Annotated in this window: 20 protein-coding genes, 1 tRNA gene and 1 rRNA gene; 8 read left to right on the plus strand and 14 right to left on the minus strand. The window is 55.5% G+C overall.

Annotated features, from left to right (window positions below; genetic code table 11):
* The first annotated feature begins 1 nt into the window (after position 1).
* Positions 2 to 77: transfer RNA gene (locus tag AC2CF9_RS17365), tRNA-Thr, on the plus strand.
* A 37-nt stretch (positions 78 to 114) separates the two neighbouring features.
* Positions 115 to 230: ribosomal RNA gene (rrf, locus tag AC2CF9_RS17370) — 5S ribosomal RNA — on the plus strand.
* A gap of 122 nt (positions 231 to 352) precedes the next feature.
* On the opposite strand, the gene AC2CF9_RS17375 is transcribed toward rrf, so the two are convergent.
* From AC2CF9_RS17375 to msrP, 14 genes are all read right to left on the minus strand, one after another.
* A complete protein-coding gene (locus AC2CF9_RS17375; protein ID WP_484557555.1) occupies positions 353 to 1114 on the minus strand; it encodes an amino acid ABC transporter ATP-binding protein in 762 nt (253 codons plus the stop codon).
* 8 nt (positions 1115 to 1122) lie between these two features.
* Positions 1123 to 2223 carry an amino acid ABC transporter permease gene (locus AC2CF9_RS17380; RefSeq protein ID WP_150018719.1) on the minus strand — a complete coding sequence of 367 codons (1101 nt, stop codon included), beginning with the start codon at positions 2221 to 2223 and terminating at the stop codon, positions 1123 to 1125.
* Between the two features lie 14 nt (positions 2224 to 2237).
* A complete protein-coding gene (locus AC2CF9_RS17385) occupies positions 2238 to 3416 on the minus strand; it encodes an amino acid ABC transporter permease (protein WP_484557556.1) in 1179 nt (392 codons plus the stop codon).
* A 68-nt stretch (positions 3417 to 3484) separates the two neighbouring features.
* Positions 3485 to 4510, minus strand: a complete 1026-nt coding sequence (locus AC2CF9_RS17390) for an amino acid ABC transporter substrate-binding protein (RefSeq protein WP_039380737.1) — start codon at positions 4508 to 4510, stop codon at positions 3485 to 3487.
* A 505-nt stretch (positions 4511 to 5015) separates the two neighbouring features.
* Positions 5016 to 5312, minus strand: a complete 297-nt coding sequence (gene fis, locus AC2CF9_RS17395) for a DNA-binding transcriptional regulator Fis (RefSeq protein WP_003855228.1) — start codon at positions 5310 to 5312, stop codon at positions 5016 to 5018.
* Between the two features lie 24 nt (positions 5313 to 5336).
* Positions 5337 to 6302 carry a tRNA dihydrouridine synthase DusB gene (gene dusB, locus AC2CF9_RS17400; RefSeq protein ID WP_484557557.1) on the minus strand — a complete coding sequence of 322 codons (966 nt, stop codon included), beginning with the start codon at positions 6300 to 6302 and terminating at the stop codon, positions 5337 to 5339.
* A 370-nt stretch (positions 6303 to 6672) separates the two neighbouring features.
* Positions 6673 to 7554: a 50S ribosomal protein L11 methyltransferase gene (prmA, locus tag AC2CF9_RS17405; RefSeq protein WP_484557558.1), complete on the minus strand. Its 882-nt coding sequence runs from the start codon at positions 7552 to 7554 to the stop codon at positions 6673 to 6675.
* 11 nt (positions 7555 to 7565) lie between these two features.
* A complete protein-coding gene (gene panF, locus AC2CF9_RS17410) occupies positions 7566 to 9011 on the minus strand; it encodes a sodium/pantothenate symporter (protein WP_484557559.1) in 1446 nt (481 codons plus the stop codon).
* Entirely contained in the window at positions 9001 to 9243 is a 243-nt protein-coding gene (locus tag AC2CF9_RS17415; protein ID WP_484557560.1) for a YhdT family protein, read from the minus strand. The genes panF and AC2CF9_RS17415 overlap by 11 nt, the downstream gene beginning before the upstream one ends.
* Before the next feature lie 71 nt (positions 9244 to 9314).
* Positions 9315 to 10664 (minus strand): acetyl-CoA carboxylase biotin carboxylase subunit, encoded by a 1350-nt coding sequence (accC, locus tag AC2CF9_RS17420; RefSeq protein ID WP_150018715.1) that lies wholly within the window; start codon positions 10662 to 10664, stop codon positions 9315 to 9317.
* Positions 10665 to 10675: 11 nt separating this feature from the next.
* On the minus strand, positions 10676 to 11140 hold the full coding sequence (accB, locus tag AC2CF9_RS17425) for an acetyl-CoA carboxylase biotin carboxyl carrier protein (protein ID WP_039380716.1): 465 nt from the start codon (positions 11138 to 11140) through the stop codon (positions 10676 to 10678).
* Positions 11141 to 11161: 21 nt separating this feature from the next.
* A complete protein-coding gene (gene aroQ / locus AC2CF9_RS17430) occupies positions 11162 to 11614 on the minus strand; it encodes a type II 3-dehydroquinate dehydratase (RefSeq protein ID WP_071669162.1) in 453 nt (150 codons plus the stop codon).
* Positions 11615 to 11846: 232 nt separating this feature from the next.
* Entirely contained in the window at positions 11847 to 12449 is a 603-nt protein-coding gene (gene msrQ, locus AC2CF9_RS17435; protein WP_150018714.1) for a protein-methionine-sulfoxide reductase heme-binding subunit MsrQ, read from the minus strand.
* A complete protein-coding gene (gene msrP / locus AC2CF9_RS17440; protein ID WP_484557561.1) occupies positions 12450 to 13454 on the minus strand; it encodes a protein-methionine-sulfoxide reductase catalytic subunit MsrP in 1005 nt (334 codons plus the stop codon).
* Positions 13455 to 13751: 297 nt separating this feature from the next.
* Here msrP and csrD point away from each other — a divergent pair, with 297 nt between their 5' ends.
* The 6 genes from csrD (at position 13752) to rng (ending at position 20844) form a co-directional block, all read left to right on the plus strand.
* Entirely contained in the window at positions 13752 to 15698 is a 1947-nt protein-coding gene (gene csrD / locus AC2CF9_RS17445) for an RNase E specificity factor CsrD (protein WP_484557562.1), read from the plus strand.
* A gap of 309 nt (positions 15699 to 16007) precedes the next feature.
* Complete coding sequence (mreB, locus tag AC2CF9_RS17450) at positions 16008 to 17051, plus strand: rod shape-determining protein MreB (RefSeq protein ID WP_003855260.1); 1044 nt, start codon at positions 16008 to 16010, stop codon at positions 17049 to 17051.
* Between the two features lie 212 nt (positions 17052 to 17263).
* Complete coding sequence (gene mreC / locus AC2CF9_RS17455) at positions 17264 to 18298, plus strand: rod shape-determining protein MreC (protein WP_145340016.1); 1035 nt, start codon at positions 17264 to 17266, stop codon at positions 18296 to 18298.
* Positions 18295 to 18783, plus strand: a complete 489-nt coding sequence (mreD, locus tag AC2CF9_RS17460; RefSeq protein ID WP_039380697.1) for a rod shape-determining protein MreD — start codon at positions 18295 to 18297, stop codon at positions 18781 to 18783. Before mreC ends, mreD begins: the two co-directional genes overlap by 4 nt.
* An 8-nt stretch (positions 18784 to 18791) precedes the next feature.
* Positions 18792 to 19385, plus strand: a complete 594-nt coding sequence (locus AC2CF9_RS17465; protein WP_150018710.1) for a Maf family protein — start codon at positions 18792 to 18794, stop codon at positions 19383 to 19385.
* Positions 19375 to 20844, plus strand: a complete 1470-nt coding sequence (rng, locus tag AC2CF9_RS17470; protein ID WP_039380693.1) for a ribonuclease G — start codon at positions 19375 to 19377, stop codon at positions 20842 to 20844. Before AC2CF9_RS17465 ends, rng begins: the two co-directional genes overlap by 11 nt.
* The last annotated feature ends 4 nt before the right edge of the window (positions 20845 to 20848 follow it).

Below are 20848 nucleotides of genomic sequence, written 5' to 3' on the forward strand. Positions count from 1 at the left end.
TGCTGATATGGCTCAGTTGGTAGAGCGCACCCTTGGTAAGGGTGAGGTCCCCAGTTCGACTCTGGGTATCAGCACCAGTTTTAAAAAAAGCATGAGTTCGGGTAAAAGAATTTGCCTGGCGGCACTAGCGCGGTGGTCCCACCTGACCCCATGCCGAACTCAGAAGTGAAACACCGTAGCGCCGATGGTAGTGTGGGGCCTCCCCATGCGAGAGTAGGGAACTGCCAGGCACCAAACACAGAAGCCCTGAACGAAAGTTCAGGGCTTTTTTGTTTTTGCCTGACAGGATAAAAACGCGCAGCCATAAAAAAGCCCCTGCTGGATGGCAGGGGCAGAGCTAAGGGCGCTGAGGTCAGTGAATAACCTGCGACAGAAACGTGCGGGTACGCTCTGAGCGTGGGTTAGCGAAGAACTCCTCTGGCGGCGCCATCTCTACGATCTCTCCCCGATCCATAAAGATCACCCGGTCAGCCACCGTACGTGCAAATCCCATTTCATGCGTCACACACAGCATGGTCATGCCATCTTCTGCCAGGCCAATCATGGTATCCAGCACCTCTTTTACCATCTCAGGATCAAGGGCCGAAGTTGGCTCGTCAAACAGCATAATTTTGGGTTTCATACAGAGCGAACGGGCTATCGCCACACGTTGCTGCTGACCACCAGAGAGCTGTCCCGGAAACTTATGGGCATGTTCAGCGATGCGCACCCGCTCAAGGTAGTGCATCGCCAGCGCTTCCGCCTCCTTCTTCGGCATCTTTCTCACCCAGATGGGGGCCAGCGTGCAGTTCTGCAGCACGGTAAGATGCGGGAACAGATTAAAGTGCTGAAACACCATGCCGACTTCGGTGCGTACCCGTTCGATGTTACGCACGTCATCGTTAAGATGAATGCCGTCCACGACGATACGTCCCTGCTGATGCTCTTCCAGATGATTGATACAGCGAATAGTGGTCGATTTTCCTGAGCCTGACGGGCCGCAGAGTACAATGCGCTCACGCGGTTTAACCTGCAGATTAATATCCTTAAGCACGTGAAACTGTCCATACCATTTGTTCACGTTTTCGAGCGTAATCATCATAGCGTTAGCCGCCGTCGTTATTGTGGATGTCATAGTAAACCTCAGTGCGCTTTACGCCCGGTGTGAAAACGCTTCTCCAGATACTGGCTATAGCGCGACATGCTAAAACAGAAAATCCAGTAAACCAGTGCAGCGAAGACATAGCCTTCTGTGGACATGCCCAGCCATGCAGGATCGACCGTGGCCTGCTGCACGCTGCTGAACAGATCAAACAGGCCGATAATGATCACCAGACTGGTATCTTTGAAGAGTGCGATAATGGTATTCACCAGCCCGGGGATCGTGAGCTTAAGCGCCTGCGGCAGGATCACCAGCGCCTGCGTCCGCCAGTATCCCAGCGCCAGCGACTCAGCCGCTTCATACTGGCCTTTTGGCAGCGCCTGCAGACCGCCGCGCACCACTTCCGCCACATAGGCGGACTGAAACAGAATCACGCCAACCAGCGCCCGAACCAGTTTATCGATAGTCGTGCCTTCCGCCATAAACAGCGGCAGCATGACAGAGGACATAAACAGCACGGTGATCAGCGGTACGCCCCGCCAGAACTCAATAAAAATAACGGATAGCGTACGCACTACCGGCAGGTTTGAGCGCCGGCCCAGTGCCAGCAGAATACCCAGCGGTAATGCGCCGGCGATACCGACGGAAGCGATAATCAGCGTCAGCGTCAGGCCGCCCCATTGACGGGTTTCCACCCGCTCCAGACCAAAATAGCCACCATAAAGCAGCAGCCACACCGTAACCGGATAGAGCACCGCCCAGCAGGCCAGATAGCGACCACGGCGCGGCATGGCGCGGATAAAGAGCGGAATGAGCGACAGTAAACCGATAACCAGAGCCAGGTTGATTCGCCAGCGCAGTTCGTGCGGATAGAGTCCATACATAAACTGACCAAAGCGTGCATGGATAAACACCCAGCAGGCCCCCGCTTTAGTGCAGTCGGCACGGGTTTCGCCCAGCCAGTTTGCCTGAAATATCAGCCAGTTCAGCGCCGGTGGGATGACACTCCAGATGAGCCACAGACTGACCAGGGTCAGCAGGGTATTCAGCCAGCCGGAGAAGAGATTTTTGCGCGCCCAGCTCCAGCTCTTCTGCAGCAGATTACTGCTTACCGGCGGCGTTTCATGTGTTGTCACAGACATAGTGTTTCGTTCTCTTAACGCTCAACCAGCGCAATTTTGCGGTTATAGAGGTTCATCAGCAGGGAAATGGTCAGGCTGATGATGAGATAAACCGCCATGGTAATCGCAATGGTTTCTATTGCCTGACCGGTCTGATTAAGCACCGTACCGGCAAACAGCGACACCATATCGGGGTAGCCGATAGCAGCGGCCAGCGACGAGTTTTTGACGACGTTTAAATACTGACTGGTCAGCGGAGGAATAATGACGCGCATCGCCTGGGGAATAATGACCTGGCGTAGCGTCACGGGATTCGGCAGTCCCAGCGAGCGCGCCGCTTCACTCTGGCCATGTGGTACTGACTGAATACCGGCGCGGATCACCTCAGCAATAAATGAAGAGGTATAAATGGAGAGCGCCACCGTCAGCGCCGCCAGCTCCGGGATCATCACAAAGCCACCGCGGAAATTAAATCCGCGTAGCTCAGGCACATCCCAGTGCACGCCTGCGCCGAACAGGGTATGGGCCATCAGCGGCAGCAGCACAATGAGCCCGGCTGCAGCGGGCCAGGTACGACGCAGCTGACCGGTTTTCAGCTGATGTTTGCGATTAAAGCGAAACAGCGCCAGGCTGGCGATAATGCTTAACGCCAGCGCAACCAGAAACGGCAGCGTACCAGGTGCATACTGGGGCCATGGAATATACAAGCCACGGTTACTGACAAAGGCGAGGTCAAAGGCGTTCAGCGCCTGCCGCGGGCCCGGCAGATTACGCAGTACGGCAAAGTACCAGAAGAAAATCTGCAGCAGCGGCGGAATATTACGGAACGTCTCAATATAGATGGCAGAGAGCTTACGCAGCAGCCAGTTATCGGACAGGCGCGCCAGGCCTACCGCAAAGCCAAGCAGGGATGCAAAGACGATGCAAAGTGCGGAGACCAGCAGGGTATTGGTCAGCCCGACCATAAAGACCCGGGCGTAGGTATCTCCCTCGGTGTAGTCAATCAGATGCTGAACAATACCAAAACCGGCACTGCGCTCCAGAAAGCCAAAACCTGACGTAATGCCGCGGTTAGCCAGATTGATAATGGTGTTGTGGATCAAATATCCCACCACGGCCACTACCGCAATAATCGCGGCAAACTGGTAAAGCCAGGCGCGAACCGCAGGGTTACCGAATGAAAAATCCCTTTTCACGGTTGGGCGTTGCGACATGTTGAAACCTCAATGATAGATACGCGTGGGCGCCACAGGACGCGGCGCCCGACTGGCACAGCAGTGAATCAGCGCACCGGCGGTGCGTACTGAATACCGCCCTGATTCCAGAGCGCATTCTGTCCGCGTGCGATTTTCAGCGCGCTATCTTTACCGACGTTGCGGTCAAAAATTTCCTGGTAGTTGCCCACCTGCTTGATGATGTTATAGGCCCACTTATTATCCAGTTTCAGGTCTTTACCAAAGTCGCCTTCTGCACCCAGCAGATGCGCCATATCAGGCGTGGTCGGTTTTGCTGCCATCTGATCGACGTTCTTTGAGCTGATACCCATCTCTTCGGCATTCAGCATGGCAAACAGCGACCACTTAACAATCGTAAACCAGTCGTCGTCACCGCGACGTACCAGCGGCCCGAGCGGCTCTTTAGAGATCACTTCCGGCAGTACGATAAATTCGTCAGGCTTGCCCAGCTTGATACGCAGCGCATAGAGTTGAGATTGATCGGAGGAGAGCGTATCGCAGCGGCCGCTATCAAGCGCTTTGGCTGATTCATCAGAGCGGTCAAAGGTGACCGGGGTATACTGCATTTTATTCGCTTTGAAATAGTCGGCGACATTCAGTTCGGTATCGGTACCCGCCTGAATACAGACCGTTGCGCCATCCAGCTCTTTGGCACTTTTCAGCCCCGCTTTCTTATGCGTCAGAAAGCCGATGCCGTCATAGTAGTTTACGCCGGCAAACAGAAAGCCCATGCCGCCATCGCGCGAAGAGGTCCAGGTAGTATTACGCGACAGGATATCCACTTCGCCCGACTGCAGCGCAGTGAAGCGCTCTTTAGCCGTCAGCGGGGTATATTTAACTTTGCCGGCATCGCCAAACACGGCGGCAGCGGCGGCACGGCAGACATCCACATCAATACCCGTGAATTTGCCGCTGGCATCTGCGTACGAGAAACCAGGCAGTCCATCACTGATCCCACACTGTACAAAGCCTTTCTTTTTAATTGCGTCCAGAGTGGCGCCTGCATGCGCCTGCTGAGTCACGCTCAGCAGCGTGGCAGCGGCAATCAGGGTGGAGAGCATCATCTTTTTCATAAAGCATCCTGTGTGGCGGTTCGTCTGTTGTTATTGTGGTGCGCACTTTGTAGTGCACTGCTGTCTGTCTGTGGCAATTAGCCATCCAGCCTGTTGCAAAGCTGATGCCAGGTTTGCAGCAGGCTGAATTCTTCAGAAAAGAGCGTCAGAAAAGGGCAGGAAGTAACGTGCGGTTACTATCGCGCACCAAAAGGCAGCATGACGAGTCGCCGCGATCACAAATAGTGCAAATAGTTTCACTATTGGCGCGCAGTGTGAGCTATCGCTCATTAGCCGGAGCAGTTAATGCCGCTATGGATAAACGCAGCAGCGACCGGGGCTAGTGCCAGGCTCATGTGAACAGCCCGCAGATTTACGCAGAAGAGGGAACAGAAAAAATGACGCAGGAGATTGCAACGATAGTTACCATTCAGGCGGTAACTGTTTCATGCAGGGTGACAGAAGAAAGCGGCGACAGAAACAAAAACGCCAGCCCGGAGGCTGGCGTTTTCGCAGCAACGAACAATTAGTTCATGCCGTATTTTTTCAGCTTCTTACGCAGAGTACCACGGTTGATACCCATCATCAGGGCTGCACGGGTCTGGTTGCCACGGGTATACTGCATTACCATGTCCAACAGAGGCTGCTCAACTTCAGCCAGTACCAGCTCATACAGATCACTAACATCCTGACCATTCAGTTGAGCAAAATAGTTCTTCAGTGCCTGTTTAACCGAATCACGCAGTGGCTTTTGGGTCACCTGATCCTGTGAGTTAACGGTAGAAACGGTCAGTACGTCAGAATTTACGCGTTGTTCGAACATAGTTCTTTCAGCTCTTTATTTCGTTTACGCAAGATTTTCGAAGTATGCCTCCAACGCCTCCAGCTGTTCGCTGGCATCCTCAATGGCGTTGAATGTGCGCCGAAACTGGTCGTCAGGGGCACTTTCCTGCAAATACCAGGAAACGTGTTTTCGGGCAATACGGTATCCCTTGCGCTGACCGTAAAAGTCGTGCAGCTCCCGTATATGTCCAATCAGCATTTGCTTCACCTCTGCCAGCGGCTTTGGTGCAAGCAGCTCCCCTGTGTCCAGATAATGCTGGATTTCCCGGAAGATCCACGGTCTTCCCTGAGCAGCACGTCCTACCATCAGAGCATCTGCCCCGGTGTAGTCGAGCACTGCCCTGGCTTTATGCGGGTCAGTTATGTCCCCATTCGCGATAATCGGAATGGAAACGCTCTGCTTAACTGTCCGAATGCTGTCGTATTCAGCCTGCCCCTCAAACAAACAGGCGCGGGTGCGTCCATGAATGGTGAGAGCCTGAATGCCACAACGTTCAGCCAATTGGGCAATCTCTGTACAATTACGATTTTCTTTGTCCCAGCCGGTGCGAATCTTCAGCGTAACCGGTACGTCTACTGCGTTTACGACCGCACGGAGAATCGATTCTACCAGTTGCGGATGCTGCAGCAGCGCGGAGCCTGCCATCTTACGATTCACTTTTTTAGCCGGACAGCCCATATTGATATCGATAACCTGCGCGCCAGACGCAACGTTAATTCGCGCGGCGGCAGCCATCTCATCGGGATCGCTGCCAGCAATCTGCACGGCACGAATGCCGGGCTCGTCACTATGCACCATACGCAGCCGGGATTTGTCACTGGCCCAGACTTCCGGGTTAGATGACAGCATCTCGGAGACAGTCATACCGGCGCCGTTCTCGTAACAGAGTGTGCGAAATGGCTTATCGGTTACTCCGGCCATAGGCGCAGCAATGAGGCGATTACGTAGCTGGTGGTGTCCAATGCGCATGAAAAAAGAAGTGACCCTAACTGTTCGCAAGGCGGCGTATATTACGCATTTTTTCCGGAAGATGAAAGGCCAAACTTTGAACAACAGCCTCTTAACATTAAAGCCTATCCGCTGCGATCAACGCGCCTCTCATAATAAACCTTTTAAATCATAACTTTAAATATTTAAGGCGAAATTGTGAACAAACATTTTTCTGAATTCAGACCGCAAAACGCGATATAAAAGCCACGATTTTGATGAATTAACCATAGAATTAACGGCTATTTGCGCAAATTTAATACAAAATTATTCTGACCGCGGACAGGGCAGGTGGCGCACGCCCTCTGTTCCGAAAAACCCCAAGCTTGCGCTTGCACGCCTGGGGTCAAAATCAGCGCAGACGCCCGGTAATACGGCACCACTCCTCTTTCTCCGCGACCGGATCAAGCGCGAAGCGCTTAGCGTAAGCTTCGCAGACGCTTTCTGCCTGACTGGCCAGTACGCCAGAGAGGCCGAGGTAGCCGCCTGCTTTTGGCAGAACGCCGATCAGCGGTGCCAGTTCGCGCAGCGGGCCCGCCAGGATATTGGCGACCACCACGTCAGCCTGCAGGTTTTCAGGCTGCTGATGTGGCAAGTAGAGCGACAGGCGATCTGCCACGCCGTTGCGTTCAGCGTTATCACGGCTCGCCTGAATGGCCTGCGGATCGATATCGATCCCGATCGCCTGTGCGGCACCCAGCTTGAGCGCGGCGATCGCCAGAATGCCGGAGCCGCAGCCAAAGTCGATCACCGTTTTGCCCTGCAGATCGAGACCATCCAGCCAGCTCAGGCAGAGTGACGTGGTAGGGTGAGTTCCGGTGCCGAAGGCCAGGCCAGGATCGAGCATGACGTTGACCGCGTCAGGATCGGGAACATCGCGCCAGCTTGGACAGATCCACAGGCGCTCACCAAAGCGCATCGGATGGAAGTTGTCCATCCACTCGCGCTCCCAGTCTTTATCTTCGATCTGCTCGATCTTGTAGTGAAAGGTCGATCCCGGCACCGGCTGCAGACGCAGTGCGGCGACCACCTCATCCATATCGCTTTCGGCGTCAAACAGGCCGATGACATCAGTATCGCCCCACAACCGGGTTTCACCCGGAAGGGGTTCATACACCGGATTATCGTGCGTATCCTGAAACGTCACCGAGACGGCACCCACTTCCATCAGCGCGTCGCTCAGCGGCTCAGCCTGTTCTCCGGTGCTGTTAATCTTGATTTGAATCCATGGCATAGCGTTTCTCTTTATTTCAGTGCAGCGTCGTGCGTCGCAGACGCGCTGCCAAACAGGTTACCTGCCAGAAAAGCGAGCAGGCTCAGGGTTAGCGAAGGAACAATAGGGTGGAGTCCCCACCATTCAATATTCAGGCTGGCGAGCAGCGTATAGCTTACGGCACCGGCGAGCATACCGCTGATGGCCCCGGCAGCGTTGGCGCGCTCCCAGTAGAGACCCAGCACCAGCGGCCACAGAAAGACCGCTTCCAGTCCGCCAAACGCCAGCAGATTAAGCCAGATAATCATATCCGGCGGATTCCAGGCGGCCAGCAGCAGCAGGATGCCCAGCACAAAAGTAATCGTGCCGGAGAGCATGCGCAGCCGCGCTTCATTTTCACTCTGCCGGGGCGCCACACGCAGATAGAGATCTTTGATCAGCGTAGCGGATGCCTGCAGGAGCTGCGCGTTAATGGTCGACATAATAGCCGCCATCGGTGCGGCAAGAAAAATGCCGGCTGCCACTGGAGGCAGTACGGTAATCATCAGCGTCGGGATTACCCGATCAGGTATGGTTAAATCGGGCAGCACCGCACGTCCCAGCGCGCCAGCCAGATGCATCCCCAGCATCAGGAGCACCACCACGATGGTGCCGAGAATAATCCCGCGGTGCATCGCCTTGCTGTCTTTGTAAGAGATGCAGCGTACGGCGGTATGCGGCAAACCGATGACGCCAAAGCAGACCAGCACGGCGAATGAGCTGAGGAAGGCAGGTGTAATCACATTGCCTGCCCCTTCCGGCGACACCAGCTGCGGATCGATAGCGCGCAGCGTGCTGACCGCGTGACTCAGCCCGCCGGCATGATGAATAACGGCAAACAGCAGCAGAAACGTGCCGGCCAGCATCACCAGACCCTGCATTGCATCGTTCAGCACGCTGGCGCGAAAGCCCCCGAAAGCCGTATAAAGGGCGATAGTTCCGCCAAAAATCAGCAGGCCCGTATCGTAAGGAATGCCCGCCGCTGTTTCCAGCAGACGAGCGCCGCCGATAAACTGCACGGTCATGGCACCGATAAATGCCACCAGCAGGCTGATACTGGCCAGCCAGATCAGCAGCGGGCTGCGATAGCGACCATAAAGCATATCGTTGAGCGTTACTGCGTTATAACGCCGGGCCAGAATGGCAAATTTCTTGCCGAGCACGCCCAGTGATAGCCAGACGGCAGGTACCTGAATCATCGCCAGCAGTACCCAGCCCAGACCATATTTATAGGCGGCACCGGGACCCCCTATAAATGAGCTGGCGCTGATATAGGTTGTGGTCAGCGTCATGGCCAGCACAAACCCGCCCATGGAGCGGCTGCCAAGAAAATATTCGGTCAGAAAATTGCCCTGGCGCTGCTTGCGCATGGCGATCACCGACAGCACGGCGATCAGAACCAGATAAGCCAGCAGCGGCAGAAGGATCTCACTCTCCATCACGGTCCTCCAGTGACATATCACGGAAAATGATGCGGACCATCAGCGCACAGAGTCCGGTAAACAGTAGCGGTGCAAATATGCAGGAGAGTTCGAACCAGCGCGGCAGGCCAGATATTCCGCTTTGCGTCCCGCCGAGCCAGGCAGACAGGGCCCACACCAGCAGATACGCGAGAGAGAGGCCCAGCGACCAGCGTGCCTCTTTGTTCGCTTGTAAAAAACGCCCATCCATCAGGTCACCTCACAGGCGATAACAATAAAAAAGGCCGGATTAACCGGCCTCTGTCGTGCTCTGCGCTGCGATTACTTTTCGTGCAGGCCGAGTTTTTTCTCCAGATAGTGGATGTTGGTGCCACCCTGCTGGAAGTTTTCGTCGGACATGATTTTCATCTGCAGCTCGACATTGGTTTTGATGCCGTCGATGATCAGCTCAGCCAGCGCATTTTTCATGCGGGCGATCGCCACTTCACGGGTTTCGCCGTAAGTGATGAGTTTGCCAATCATGGAATCGTAGTACGGCGGCACGCTGTAACCAGCGTAGATGTGTGATTCCCAGCGTACACCAAAGCCACCCGGCGCGTGGAAACGCGTAATTTTACCCGGGCTTGGCAGGAAGGTATTGGGATCTTCGGCGTTGATACGGCATTCCACCGCATGACCGCGCACGACCACATCTTCCTGTTTGATCGACAGCGGCTGACCGGCAGCAATACGCAGCTGCTCTTTGATAAGGTCAACGCCGGTGATCATCTCGGTAACCGGATGTTCAACCTGAATACGGGTGTTCATCTCAATGAAGTAGAACTCACCGTTTTCATACAGGAACTCAAAAGTACCGGCTCCGCGATAGCCAATTTCCACGCAGGCGTTAGAGCAGCGCTCGCCGATGAAGCGACGCAGTTCCGGCGTGATGCCTGGCGCAGGTGCTTCTTCCACCACTTTCTGGTGACGACGCTGCATGGAGCAGTCGCGCTCCGCCAGATAGATGGCGTTACCCTGACCGTCGGCCAGCACCTGAATTTCGATATGGCGCGGGTTCTCGAGGAATTTCTCCATGTAGACCATGTCGTTATTGAAAGCCGCTTTGGCTTCCGCTTTCGTCATGCCGATGGATTGCTCAAGATCTTTTTCATGGCGTACAACGCGCATACCGCGTCCGCCGCCGCCGCCAGAGGCTTTGATGATAACCGGATAGCCGATACGCTTCGCGATAGCGCGGTTCTTATCCATATCATCAGTCAGTGAGCCATCTGAACCCGGAACGGTCGGTACGCCCGCTTTTTTCATCGCGGTAATAGCAGAAACTTTGTCGCCCATCAGACGGATTGTATCCGCTTTCGGACCTACAAAGATAAAGCCTGAACGCTCAACCTGCTCAGCAAAATCAGCGTTCTCAGACAGAAAGCCGTATCCCGGATGGATAGCAACTGCGCCGGTAATTTCAGCGGCAGAGATCAGGGCCGGAATATTCAGGTAACTTTTGACCGACTGCGCCGGGCCGATGCAGACAGTTTCATCTGCCAGCAGCACGTGCTTGAGGTCGCGATCTGCCGTGGAGTGGACCGCTACGGTTTTGATGCCCAGCTCTTTGCAGGCACGCAGAATGCGCAGCGCGATTTCACCACGGTTAGCAATGACAATTTTATCCAGCATGCTTCGCCTCGTTATTCGATGACGACCAGCGGCTCGTCAAATTCAACCGGCTGGCCGCTTTCTACCAGGATCGCCTTCACAACGCCGGATTTATCGGCTTCGATCTGGTTCATCATTTTCATCGCTTCAACGATGCACAGGGTATCGCCAGCGTTCACTTTCTGACCCACTTCCACAAACGCTTTTGCGTCCGGGCTTGGGGTGCGGTAGAAGGTGCCGACCATCGGTGAACGGACAATGTGACCGCTGACTTCAGGCTTAGCTGCTTCAACCGGAGCGGCAGCAACCGGCGCAACGGCAGCGGCCAGTGCAGGCTGCGGAGCCGGTGCAGCATAAGCCTGCTGCATCATAGGATAACCGACATTGGCAGGTGAACGGCTGATGCGAACTGACTCTTCGCCTTCAGAGATTTCCAGCTCAGCGATGCCGGACTCTTCAACCAGTTCGATCAGTTTCTTAATTTTACGAATATCCATGAGTGTGGTTCCGTACTCTGTTTAATTGGAATGTGACAGGCGTTTTATCGCCGTTTGTAAAGCCCACGCGTACCCATCCGCGCCAAGTCCACAAATGACGCCGGCAGATACATCGGAAAGATAGGAGTGGTGCCGGAACGGCTCGCGTGCATGCACGTTGGAGAGATGCACCTCGATAAAAGGTATGCTTACCGCCAGCAAAGCATCACGCAGCGCAACGCTGGTGTGCGTGAACGCAGCCGGATTGATGATGATGTAATCCACATCACTGCGTGCGGCGTGAATACGATCGATCAGCTGATATTCTGCGTTCGATTGCAAATGACTCAATTTCACATGGTGCTGGTCAGCCTGCTGCGCCAGATCGCTGACGATATCAGCCAGCGTGGCGTGACCATACTTGTCAGGCTCGCGCGTTCCCAGCAAATTCAGGTTGGGACCGTTCAACAACAGTATGTGAAATTTATGCGCCATCTTGCGGCTATCTCCTGCAATCATTAGGGCATCGCGTAAAATACCGCGACATCCTTCATTTGTCACCCTTGAGAGTGAAAAAGAAGGGTTTGCTTGCAATAAAGCCGGGCATTATATCCGTTTCGGGACAATTCGCAGCAAAATACTGGTCTTATCTGCGAAGTTGATCCGGTGCGGCCCGAAGGCCACACGTTTTAACAGAAAGCGGGGGGAGAAAACAACCTCAGGAAAATCAGCGGCTGAAGCTTTTGCGTAACTTTTTGTAGCGCCACGCCAGCAGCAGCGCGGCTGCCAGCGCATAGAGCCACGGCTGCGGCGACAGGACTTTGACTGACCAGAGATAGTGAATGGGAACGAGGATCGCTACCAGATAAATAGCGTTATGCAGCGTTTGCCAGCGTCTGCCGAGCTTGCGCTGCGCGCGCTGAAACGAGGTTATCGCCAGCGCAAATAGCACCACCCAGCTGATCATACCCAGCAGCAGATAAGGGCGGGCGAAAATTTCACTGCCGAGCAGGCGCAGATGCGTAAAGCCCAGCTCCAGCAGCCAGTAGCTAATCAGATGTAGCGTGGCCCAGGCAAAGCACCAGAGTCCCAGCATCCGGCGGGTGCGGATCAGCAGTGGCTGTTTCAGATAGCGCGTCAGCGGACTGACCAGCAGCGTTGCCAGTAACAGCTTCAGCGCCATTCTGCCGGTAAAGTGCTGAATATCTTTGGCCGGATCGGCGCTCAGCCAGCCCTGAGCAGCCGAAAGCACCAGATAGAGCAGCGGCAGCAGGGCGGCCAGGTGCAGCACTACTTTAAGCCAGGTAACCTGTCGCAGGGTCAGGCGCATTTAAAAATTCTCCCGCAGATCGAGCCCGCGATAGAGTGACGCAACCTCGCGTGCATAACCGTTAAACAGCAGCGTAGGCTGCCGCTCTACGTTGAGCAGGCCGCCCGCGCCGATAAAACGCTCTGTCGCCTGTGACCAGCGCGGGTGGTCAACGTGCGGATTCACATTGGCGTAAAACCCATATTCGCTGGCGGCAATCTGGCTCCAGGTCGTCGGCGGCTGGTCAGCGGTCAGCGTGATTTTCACAATCGATTTAATGCCTTTGAAACCATATTTCCACGGCACCGTCAGGCGTATCGGGGCACCATTCTGCGGCGGCAGCGCTTTACCATAGACACCGGTGCTGAGCAGCGTCAGCGGATGCATCGCTTCATCCAGCCGCAATCCTTCAACATAGGGATAGTCGAGCCCGCCGCCAATAAAGCGATCTTTCTGGCCCGGCATCTGCTCAGGGTCGTAGAGCGTCTGAAACGCCACGTAGCGTGCGTTGCTGGTGGGTTCAGCCAGCTTCAGCAGCTTACTGAGTTCAAAGCCCACCCAGGGCACGACCATTGACCAGGCTTCGACGCAGCGCATCCGGTAGATACGCTGCTCCATGGCAAAGCGTTTAAAAATGTCATCCATATCCAGCGTTATGGGCTTAGCCACTTCACCTTCAATACGCAGCTGCCAGGGTTCAGTCTTCAGTGAGCCAGCGTTGGCTGCGGGATCGGCCTTATCCAGGCCAAACTCATAAAAGTTGTTGTAGCCCGCGACTTTATCGTAAGGCGTCAGAGGTAAATCCGCCTGCCACTGTGCGGGTTTGGTGAAGGTCAAATCGCGTCCTGCCGGTGCCGGCGGACGATCGTTTCCTTTAAACCAGCTCAGAATGTCCGCCCGCGCGCTACCCGGCAGCGTTGCGGCGGCAGCACCAATGCCCAGCGCCTTCAGCACCTGACGCCGGCGCAGCGCAAAGATGTTTTCCGGGGTAACATCAGCTTCAGTGAGAGTGTGCTTGAATTTCATGGTGTTCTCCGGCAGATAAGCAGTGATCATTAAGATGCGTAAACCCCATCGGCGATGCCACTTTGCCGGGGAAAATATGAAATTTCCTGGCAGACAGCCTCTGTTGAGAATAGGACGAAAAAGCCCGCCCGGCAGTCAGGCGCCGTGACTTTACCGTTATACTCGCGCGACAGCGTGCTTGCCGAAGCATTGGCGCTGATTCAGACAGCTATTTATGGTACTTTGCTCAGGATTGCGTCAGCTGAATGACGCACAGGCTGGCTGCCCGTTTATAACCGCAGTGGTACAGGCACAGGGATGCGATTAACAACGAAGTTTTCTGCGTTTATTACATTATTAAGCTTACTGGCAATGTTACTGATGCTGGTAGGCTGCGCTTTTAGTTTTATCTGGCTGTCGCAGGAGCGCGTTGAGAACCGTATCGATACGCTGGCGACCGAAGTCGACAAAGCGCTGATGACTCAGTCGCCGCAGGAGGTTGAACAGTGGCTGACGCGGCTGATGCCGGTGATCAACGCTGAGCAGGTCACGCTGCGTAATGATGAAGGCGAACTATTCCGCCTCACCCGCCATGAGAATCCGATGCTGGAAGATGAGCCTAACCGGTTTATTCAGCTTGAGCTGCCCCTGGTGCATGCGCCCGAGATGCAGCTGCGCGTCGTGGTACTCGATCCGGCGAAAACCTGGTTCCGCTCCTTTACCGGTGCCTATACGCTGGTGGTGCTGCTGAGCGTGGTTGCCATTATGGCGGCGCTGCTGGCGATGACGCACCACTGGCTTAATCGCCGCTGGCGCAATATGGATCGGCTGGAGGCGCGCGCGGAACGCATTATTGCCGGCGAGCGAATCGCCCGCGTCCCGGGCACCACTGAATGGCCGGCCAAAGCCAGCCGCGCGCTGGATACGCTGCTCAGCGATCTGCAGGAGGCGGGAGAACAGCGTCTGCGAATCGATACGCTGATCCGCACGTTTGCGGCTCAGGATGCGCGCACGGGCCTCAATAATCGCCTCTTTTTTGATAACCAGCTGGCGACGCTGCTGGAAGATCAGGAGGATGTTGGCACGCATGGCGTGGTAATGATGATCCGTCTGCCTGACTTCGACAACCTGCATGAAATAATTGGTCCGACGCTGGCCGAAGAGTACCTGTTTGATATCATCAATATGTTTTCAACGTTTGTGCTGCGCTACCCGGGGGCGCTGCTGGCACGCTATTTTCGCAGTGATTTTGCCGTACTGCTGCCGCACCGGACGCTGAAAGAGGCGAATAGTATTGCTGAGCAGCTCATCAATGCGGTGGACTCTCTGCCGCCGATGCGCAGGGTGGATCGTGATGATTTAATCCATATCGGCATCAACGCCTGGTGCAGCGGACAGAGCGTACTGCAGGTGATGGAGAACGTCGAACTGGCCACACGGCGCGCCGTACTGCAGGGAGGCAACACCTGGTCGGTGGGCGAGGGTAATCCGCTGGATATGGGCCGCGGCAGCGTGCGCTGGCGTACGCTGCTGGAAAATACGCTCAATCGCGGTGGTCCCCGTCTTTATCAAAAGCCTGCGGTACTGCTGGATGGTAAAGTTCATCATCGTGAGATGCTGGCGCGCATATTTGATGGCGATAAAGAAGTGGTTGCCGCCGAGTTTATGCCGCTGGTCATGCAGCTGGGGCTGACTGACAGCTGGGATCGTCAGCTGGTGACGCGCATCGCCGCGCTGACAGAAGTGTGGCCGGATGAGACGCTGGCGCTGCCGGTAAGCATCAATTCACTACTGCAGCGCCCGTTCCAGCGCTGGCTGCAAAAACTGCTGCTGCAGTGCAATAAATCCCAGCGCCGGCGATTTTTATTTGAACTTGCCGAGGCGGATGTGTGTCAACACATCAATCGCCTGCTGCCGGTCTTTCACATGCTCACCACGTTTGGCTGCCGTATCGCGGTCGATCAGGCGGGAATGACGGTGGTCAGCAGCGCCTATATCCGCCAGCTTCCTGTTGATGTGATTAAGCTGGATCCGGGACTGGTAAGAAATATCGATCGCCGCACAGAGAATCAGCTTTTTGTGCAAAGCCTGCTGGAGGTATGTAAATCCACCTCCAGCTATGTTTTTGCTGCTGGCGTGCGTACCCGGGCTGAATGGCAAACCCTGACTGCGCTCGGGGTATCGGGCGGACAGGGGGATTTGTTTGCGCCATCCTTACCGGTTAACAGTAACGTTAAAAAACACTCGCAACGTTACCGCATTTGATGCGCTGGCAGGGATTGTTCCGGCAATCAGTGTTTTTCTGGCATTAACCAGCGGGAGCGGGCAGAGCCAGAGGCATGAAATGTTAAATTTTATGTCGATAACCCTGCCGCCGGCCCGGGCAATTTGCGTTAAAGAGGGCCGTTTAGCGCTATCTGGCGCTGCCAGTAGCGAACAGTACCGGCCGGAAAAATTATACGGTCTATTTTTTCACCGTAGCCGAACGTTTTTGCGCCTTGTAGCGGCTTCGTGTGGTTGGTAAAGTAAGCGGATTTTATTTTCCGCCCCCAGCTTGCAGGATTATCCCTTAGTATGTTTAAAAAATTTCGCGGCATGTTTTCCAATGACTTGTCCATTGACCTGGGTACTGCGAATACCCTGATTTATGTAAAAGGACAGGGCATCGTGCTGAACGAGCCTTCAGTGGTTGCTATCCGTCAGGATCGCGCCGGCTCCCCAAAGAGCGTAGCGGCTGTTGGTCATGACGCAAAGCAGATGCTTGGCCGTACGCCGGGCAACATTGCCGCTATTCGTCCGATGAAAGATGGCGTGATTGCCGACTTCTTCGTGACTGAAAAAATGCTCCAGCACTTTATTAAGCAGGTACACAGTAACAGCTTTATGCGCCCGAGCCCGCGCGTACTGGTGTGTGTACCGGTCGGCGCGACCCAGGTTGAGCGTCGCGCTATCCGTGAATCTGCGCAGGGCGCAGGAGCACGCGAAGTATTTCTGATTGAAGAGCCGATGGCTGCGGCTATCGGTGCTGGCCTCCCGGTCTCTGAAGCAACCGGTTCAATGGTCGTGGATATCGGTGGCGGTACGACTGAAGTCGCCGTGATCTCCCTGAACGGCGTGGTCTACTCCTCTTCTGTACGCATCGGTGGCGATCGCTTTGATGAAGCTATCATTAACTACGTGCGCCGCAATTACGGTTCACTGATTGGTGAAGCCACCGCAGAACGTATCAAACACGAAATCGGCTCAGCCTATCCGGGTGACGAAGTGCGCGAAATCGAAGTGCGTGGCCGTAACCTTGCAGAAGGCGTGCCGCGTGGCTTTACGCTGAACTCAAATGAAATTCTTGAAGCACTGCAGGAGCCGCTGACCGGCATCGTCAGCGCGGTTATGGTTGCGCTGGAGCAGTGTCCGCCAGAGCTCGCTTCTGATATTTCAGAGCGCGGCATGGTGCTGACCGGCGGTGGTGCACTACTGCGTAATCTGGATCGCCTGCTGATGGAAGAGACAGGTATTCCGGTCGTGGTAGCGGAAGATCCGCTGACCTGCGTAGCGCGTGGCGGCGGTAAAGCGCTGGAGATGATCGACATGCATGGTGGCGATCTGTTCAGCGAGGAGTAATTCCTCACTGGCTGCGACCATGATCATATTGCGCAGGGAATCGCGACAATACTCATCATAAACTGAACCGCACGCAGCGATGCATCATGCAGCGGCGGTTCAGGCATGGGTAAATGGCGCGGCTGCGTATGACGGCATAATGCGTCCAGCCCTGGAGGCGCGGGTCTGCGGACTGGTGCTTCTTCCCTGATGTCGAGGAATTCGCAGAATTTATGAAGCCGATTTTTAGCAGGGGGCCTTCCCTGCAGTTGCGTCTCTTTCTGGCCGTTATCGTGGCAATTGCGATTATCATCGCCGACAGCCGCGTAAGTACTTTCTCCCGGATCCGCAACTATCTGGACACGTCAGTCAGCCCATTTTATTTTCTGGCCAACGGCCCGCGACAGCTGCTTGACGGCGTGTCGGATACGCTGGCATCCCGTCAGCAGCTGGAGCTGGAAAACAAAGCGCTGCGCCGCGAGCTTTTCCTGAAAAACAGCGATCTGCTGATGCTGGGGCAATATAAGCAGGAAAACGCCCGCCTGCGCGAGCTGCTTGGATCGCCGCTGCGTCAGGATGAGCACAAGATGGTGACGCAGGTGATCTCAACCGGTACCGATCCCTATACCGATCAGGTAGTGATCGACAAGGGCAGCGTAAACGGCGTTTACGAAGGTCAGCCGGTGATCAGCGATAAAGGCGTCGTCGGGCAGGTGGTGGCCGTTGGTCAGCTGACCAGTCGCGTGCTGCTGATTTGCGACGCCTCTCACGCGCTGCCAATTCAGGTGCTGCGTAACGATATTCGCGTTATTGCTGCCGGTAACGGCTGCAGCGAAGATCTGCAGCTGGAGCATCTGCCAGGCAATACAGATATTCGCGTCGGCGACGTGCTGGTGACATCCGGCCTCGGCGGCCGGTTCCCGGAAGGTTATCCGGTCGGCGTCGTGTCGTCAGTCAAGGTGGATACCCAGCGCGCCTATACGGTCATTCAGGCGCGTCCGACTGCCGGGCTGCAGCGTCTGCGCTATCTGCTGCTGCTGTGGGGAGCAGATAAAAATGGCGATATGCCGATGGCACCGGATGAGGTACATCGCGTAGCGAACGAGCGTCTGATGCAGATGATGCCTCAGGTGCTGCCACCGGCGGGCGAAATGGGGCCGCCGGCGCCCGCGGGGATGCAGCAGAGTCAGCAGATAGGACCGCCATCCTCTGCGGCCAGCGGAAGTTCACAGAGCACGCCGGCGAACACGCGTGGGGGCCAGCCTTGAGCCGATATCGCAGTCAGGGACGGTGGGTAATCTGGCTCTCTTTTCTGCTGGCATTAATTCTGCAAATCATGCCGTGGCCGGAGCAGTTCTATATGTTCCGACCGTCGTGGCTGCTGCTTATTCTGATCTACTGGGTGCTGGCGCTGCCGCATCGGGTCAACGTCGGCACCGGGTTTTTTCTCGGTGCCGTTATGGATCTGATTGCCGGCTCCACGCTGGGCGTACGCGCGCTGGCTTTCAGTATCATCGCCTACCTGGTCGCCTTTAAATTCCAGCTGTTCCGCAACCTTGCATTGTGGCAGCAGGCGTTAATGGTTATGGTTCTTTCACTGGCAGTAGATGTCATTGTTTTCTGGGCTGAATTCCTGGTCATAGATGTCTCATTCCGGCCGGAAATTTTCTGGAGTAGCGTGGTCGACGGCATTCTCTGGCCCTGGCTATTCTTATTGATGAGAAAGATCCGCCGGCAGTTTGCCGTTCAGTAAGGAACACAATGATTACCCTGTATCTGGCTTCCGGCTCGCCCCGTCGGCGCGAGCTGCTTACGCAGCTTGGGCTGCAGTTTGAGCGTCTGTTAACCCATACCGAAGAGCAGCGTCAGCCTGACGAAGCGGCTGAACATTACGTTCGCCGTCTGGCGGCGGATAAAGCCCGCGCCGGTGTCGCTATGGCGCCCCGGGATCTGCCGGTGCTGGGCGCGGACACGATTGTGGTGCTGAATGGTGACGTACTGGAAAAACCGCGTGATGCGGAACACGCCGCAGAGATGCTGGCAAGGCTCTCCGGACAGACGCATCAGGTGATGACCGCGATAGCGCTGGCTGACAGCGAGACGCTGCTGGATTGCCTGGTGCTTACCGATGTGACCTTCCGCAACGTGACCGCTGATGAAATCGCGCACTATATAGCCAGCGGCGAACCGATGGATAAGGCGGGCGCCTATGGCATTCAGGGCCTGGGCGGCAATTTCGTGCGCACGATTAATGGCAGCTACTACGCCGTAGTGGGACTACCGCTGGTGGAAACCACAGAGCTGCTGAGCCATTTTCAGTCGCTGCGTGCATTAAGGGGAGAGAATGACGGCTGAACTGCTGGTAAATGTGACACCTTCGGAAACGCGCGTTGCCTATATTGATGGCGGCATTTTGCAGGAAATTCATATCGAACGCGAAGCGCGGCGCGGCATTGTTGGCAACATCTACAAAGGCCGGGTCAGCCGCGTGCTGCCGGGTATGCAGGCCGCCTTTGTCGATATTGGCATGGATAAAGCCGCCTTTCTGCACGCTTCCGACATCATGCCGCACACCGAGTGTGTTGCCGGCGATGAAAAGAAAAATTTTGTTGTGCGCGACATCGCCGAGCTGGTACGCCAGGGGCAGGACCTGATGGTGCAGGTAGTGAAAGATCCGCTCGGCACCAAGGGCGCACGCCTGACCACCGATATCACGCTGCCATCCCGCTATCTGGTCTTTATGCCCGGCGCATCACACGTGGGGGTTTCACAGCGTATTGAAAGTGAGGCGGAGCGCGAGCGGCTGAAAGCGGTCGTAGCTGCCTACTGTGACGATCTGGGCGGTTTTATTATTCGTACCGCTGCGGAAGGCATCGGCGCAGAAGAGCTGGCGCAGGATGCGGCGTTTCTCAAACGCCTGTGGACCAAAGTCAGCGAGCGCAAAAAGCGTAACCAGACGCGCTGCCTGCTCTATGGCGAACTGGCGCTGGCACAGCGCGTGCTGCGCGATTTTGCCGGTGCCGCGCTGGATCGCATTCGCGTCGATTCGCGTCTGACCTGCGATCTGCTGGTGGAGTTTACCAGCGAATATATTCCCGAAATGGCGGGCAAGCTGGAGCATTACAGCGGCAAGCAGCCTATTTTCGATCTCTATGATGTAGAAAATGAAATTCAGCGGTCGCTGGAGCGCAAGGTCGAGCTTAAATCAGGTGGCTACCTGATTATCGATCAGACGGAGGCGATGACCACGGTAGATATCAACACCGGGGCGTTTGTTGGCCACCGTAACCTTGATGAAACTATATTTAATACGAATATCGAAGCGACGCAGGCCATTGCCCGTCAGCTGCGGTTACGTAACCTCGGCGGCATTATCATTATCGATTTTATCGACATGAGTAATGACGACCACCGCCGTCGCGTGCTGCATTCGCTGGAGAGTGCGCTGAGTAAAGATCGGGTTAAAACCGGGATCCATGGCTTTTCAGCGCTGGGCCTGGTGGAGATGACCCGTAAAAGAACGCGTGAAAGCATTGAGCATGTGCTCTGTGCCGACTGCCCGGTATGTAAAGGACGCGGCTCGCTGAAAACCGTAGAGACCGTCTGCTATGAAATCATGCGTGAGATCGTACGCGTGCATCACGCCTATGACTCCGACCGCTTTCTGGTTTACGTCTCGCCGGCGGTAGGCGAAGCGCTGAAAACGGATGAGTCGCATGCGCTGGCCGAAGTCGAAATCTTTGTCGGCAAACAGGTCAAAGTTCAGGTTGAACCGCTCTATACTCAGGAGCAGTTTGACGTCGTCATGATGTAAGGCC

This window comes from Pantoea sp. SYBGC1, assembly GCF_057197005.1.

Coding starts and splice junctions, on each gene's coding strand:
- AC2CF9_RS17465 (WP_150018710.1), top strand. CDS start 18,792: ATGATTACCCTGTATCTGGCTTCCGGCTCGCCCCGTCGGCGCGAGCTG.
- dusB (WP_484557557.1), bottom strand. CDS start 6,302: ATGCGCATTGGACACCACCAGCTACGTAATCGCCTCATTGCTGCGCCT.
- accB (WP_039380716.1), bottom strand. CDS start 11,140: ATGGATATTCGTAAAATTAAGAAACTGATCGAACTGGTTGAAGAGTCC.
- mreC (WP_145340016.1), top strand. CDS start 17,264: ATGAAGCCGATTTTTAGCAGGGGGCCTTCCCTGCAGTTGCGTCTCTTT.
- AC2CF9_RS17375 (WP_484557555.1), bottom strand. CDS start 1,114: ATGACATCCACAATAACGACGGCGGCTAACGCTATGATGATTACGCTC.
- fis (WP_003855228.1), bottom strand. CDS start 5,312: ATGTTCGAACAACGCGTAAATTCTGACGTACTGACCGTTTCTACCGTT.
- AC2CF9_RS17415 (WP_484557560.1), bottom strand. CDS start 9,243: ATGGATGGGCGTTTTTTACAAGCGAACAAAGAGGCACGCTGGTCGCTG.
- AC2CF9_RS17385 (WP_484557556.1), bottom strand. CDS start 3,416: ATGTCGCAACGCCCAACCGTGAAAAGGGATTTTTCATTCGGTAACCCT.
- aroQ (WP_071669162.1), bottom strand. CDS start 11,614: ATGGCGCATAAATTTCACATACTGTTGTTGAACGGTCCCAACCTGAAT.
- rng (WP_039380693.1), top strand. CDS start 19,375: ATGACGGCTGAACTGCTGGTAAATGTGACACCTTCGGAAACGCGCGTT.
- panF (WP_484557559.1), bottom strand. CDS start 9,011: ATGGAGAGTGAGATCCTTCTGCCGCTGCTGGCTTATCTGGTTCTGATC.
- msrQ (WP_150018714.1), bottom strand. CDS start 12,449: ATGCGCCTGACCCTGCGACAGGTTACCTGGCTTAAAGTAGTGCTGCAC.
- accC (WP_150018715.1), bottom strand. CDS start 10,664: ATGCTGGATAAAATTGTCATTGCTAACCGTGGTGAAATCGCGCTGCGC.
- AC2CF9_RS17390 (WP_039380737.1), bottom strand. CDS start 4,510: ATGAAAAAGATGATGCTCTCCACCCTGATTGCCGCTGCCACGCTGCTG.
- csrD (WP_484557562.1), top strand. CDS start 13,752: ATGCGATTAACAACGAAGTTTTCTGCGTTTATTACATTATTAAGCTTA.
- mreB (WP_003855260.1), top strand. CDS start 16,008: ATGTTTAAAAAATTTCGCGGCATGTTTTCCAATGACTTGTCCATTGAC.
- msrP (WP_484557561.1), bottom strand. CDS start 13,454: ATGAAATTCAAGCACACTCTCACTGAAGCTGATGTTACCCCGGAAAAC.
- prmA (WP_484557558.1), bottom strand. CDS start 7,554: ATGCCATGGATTCAAATCAAGATTAACAGCACCGGAGAACAGGCTGAG.
- AC2CF9_RS17380 (WP_150018719.1), bottom strand. CDS start 2,223: ATGTCTGTGACAACACATGAAACGCCGCCGGTAAGCAGTAATCTGCTG.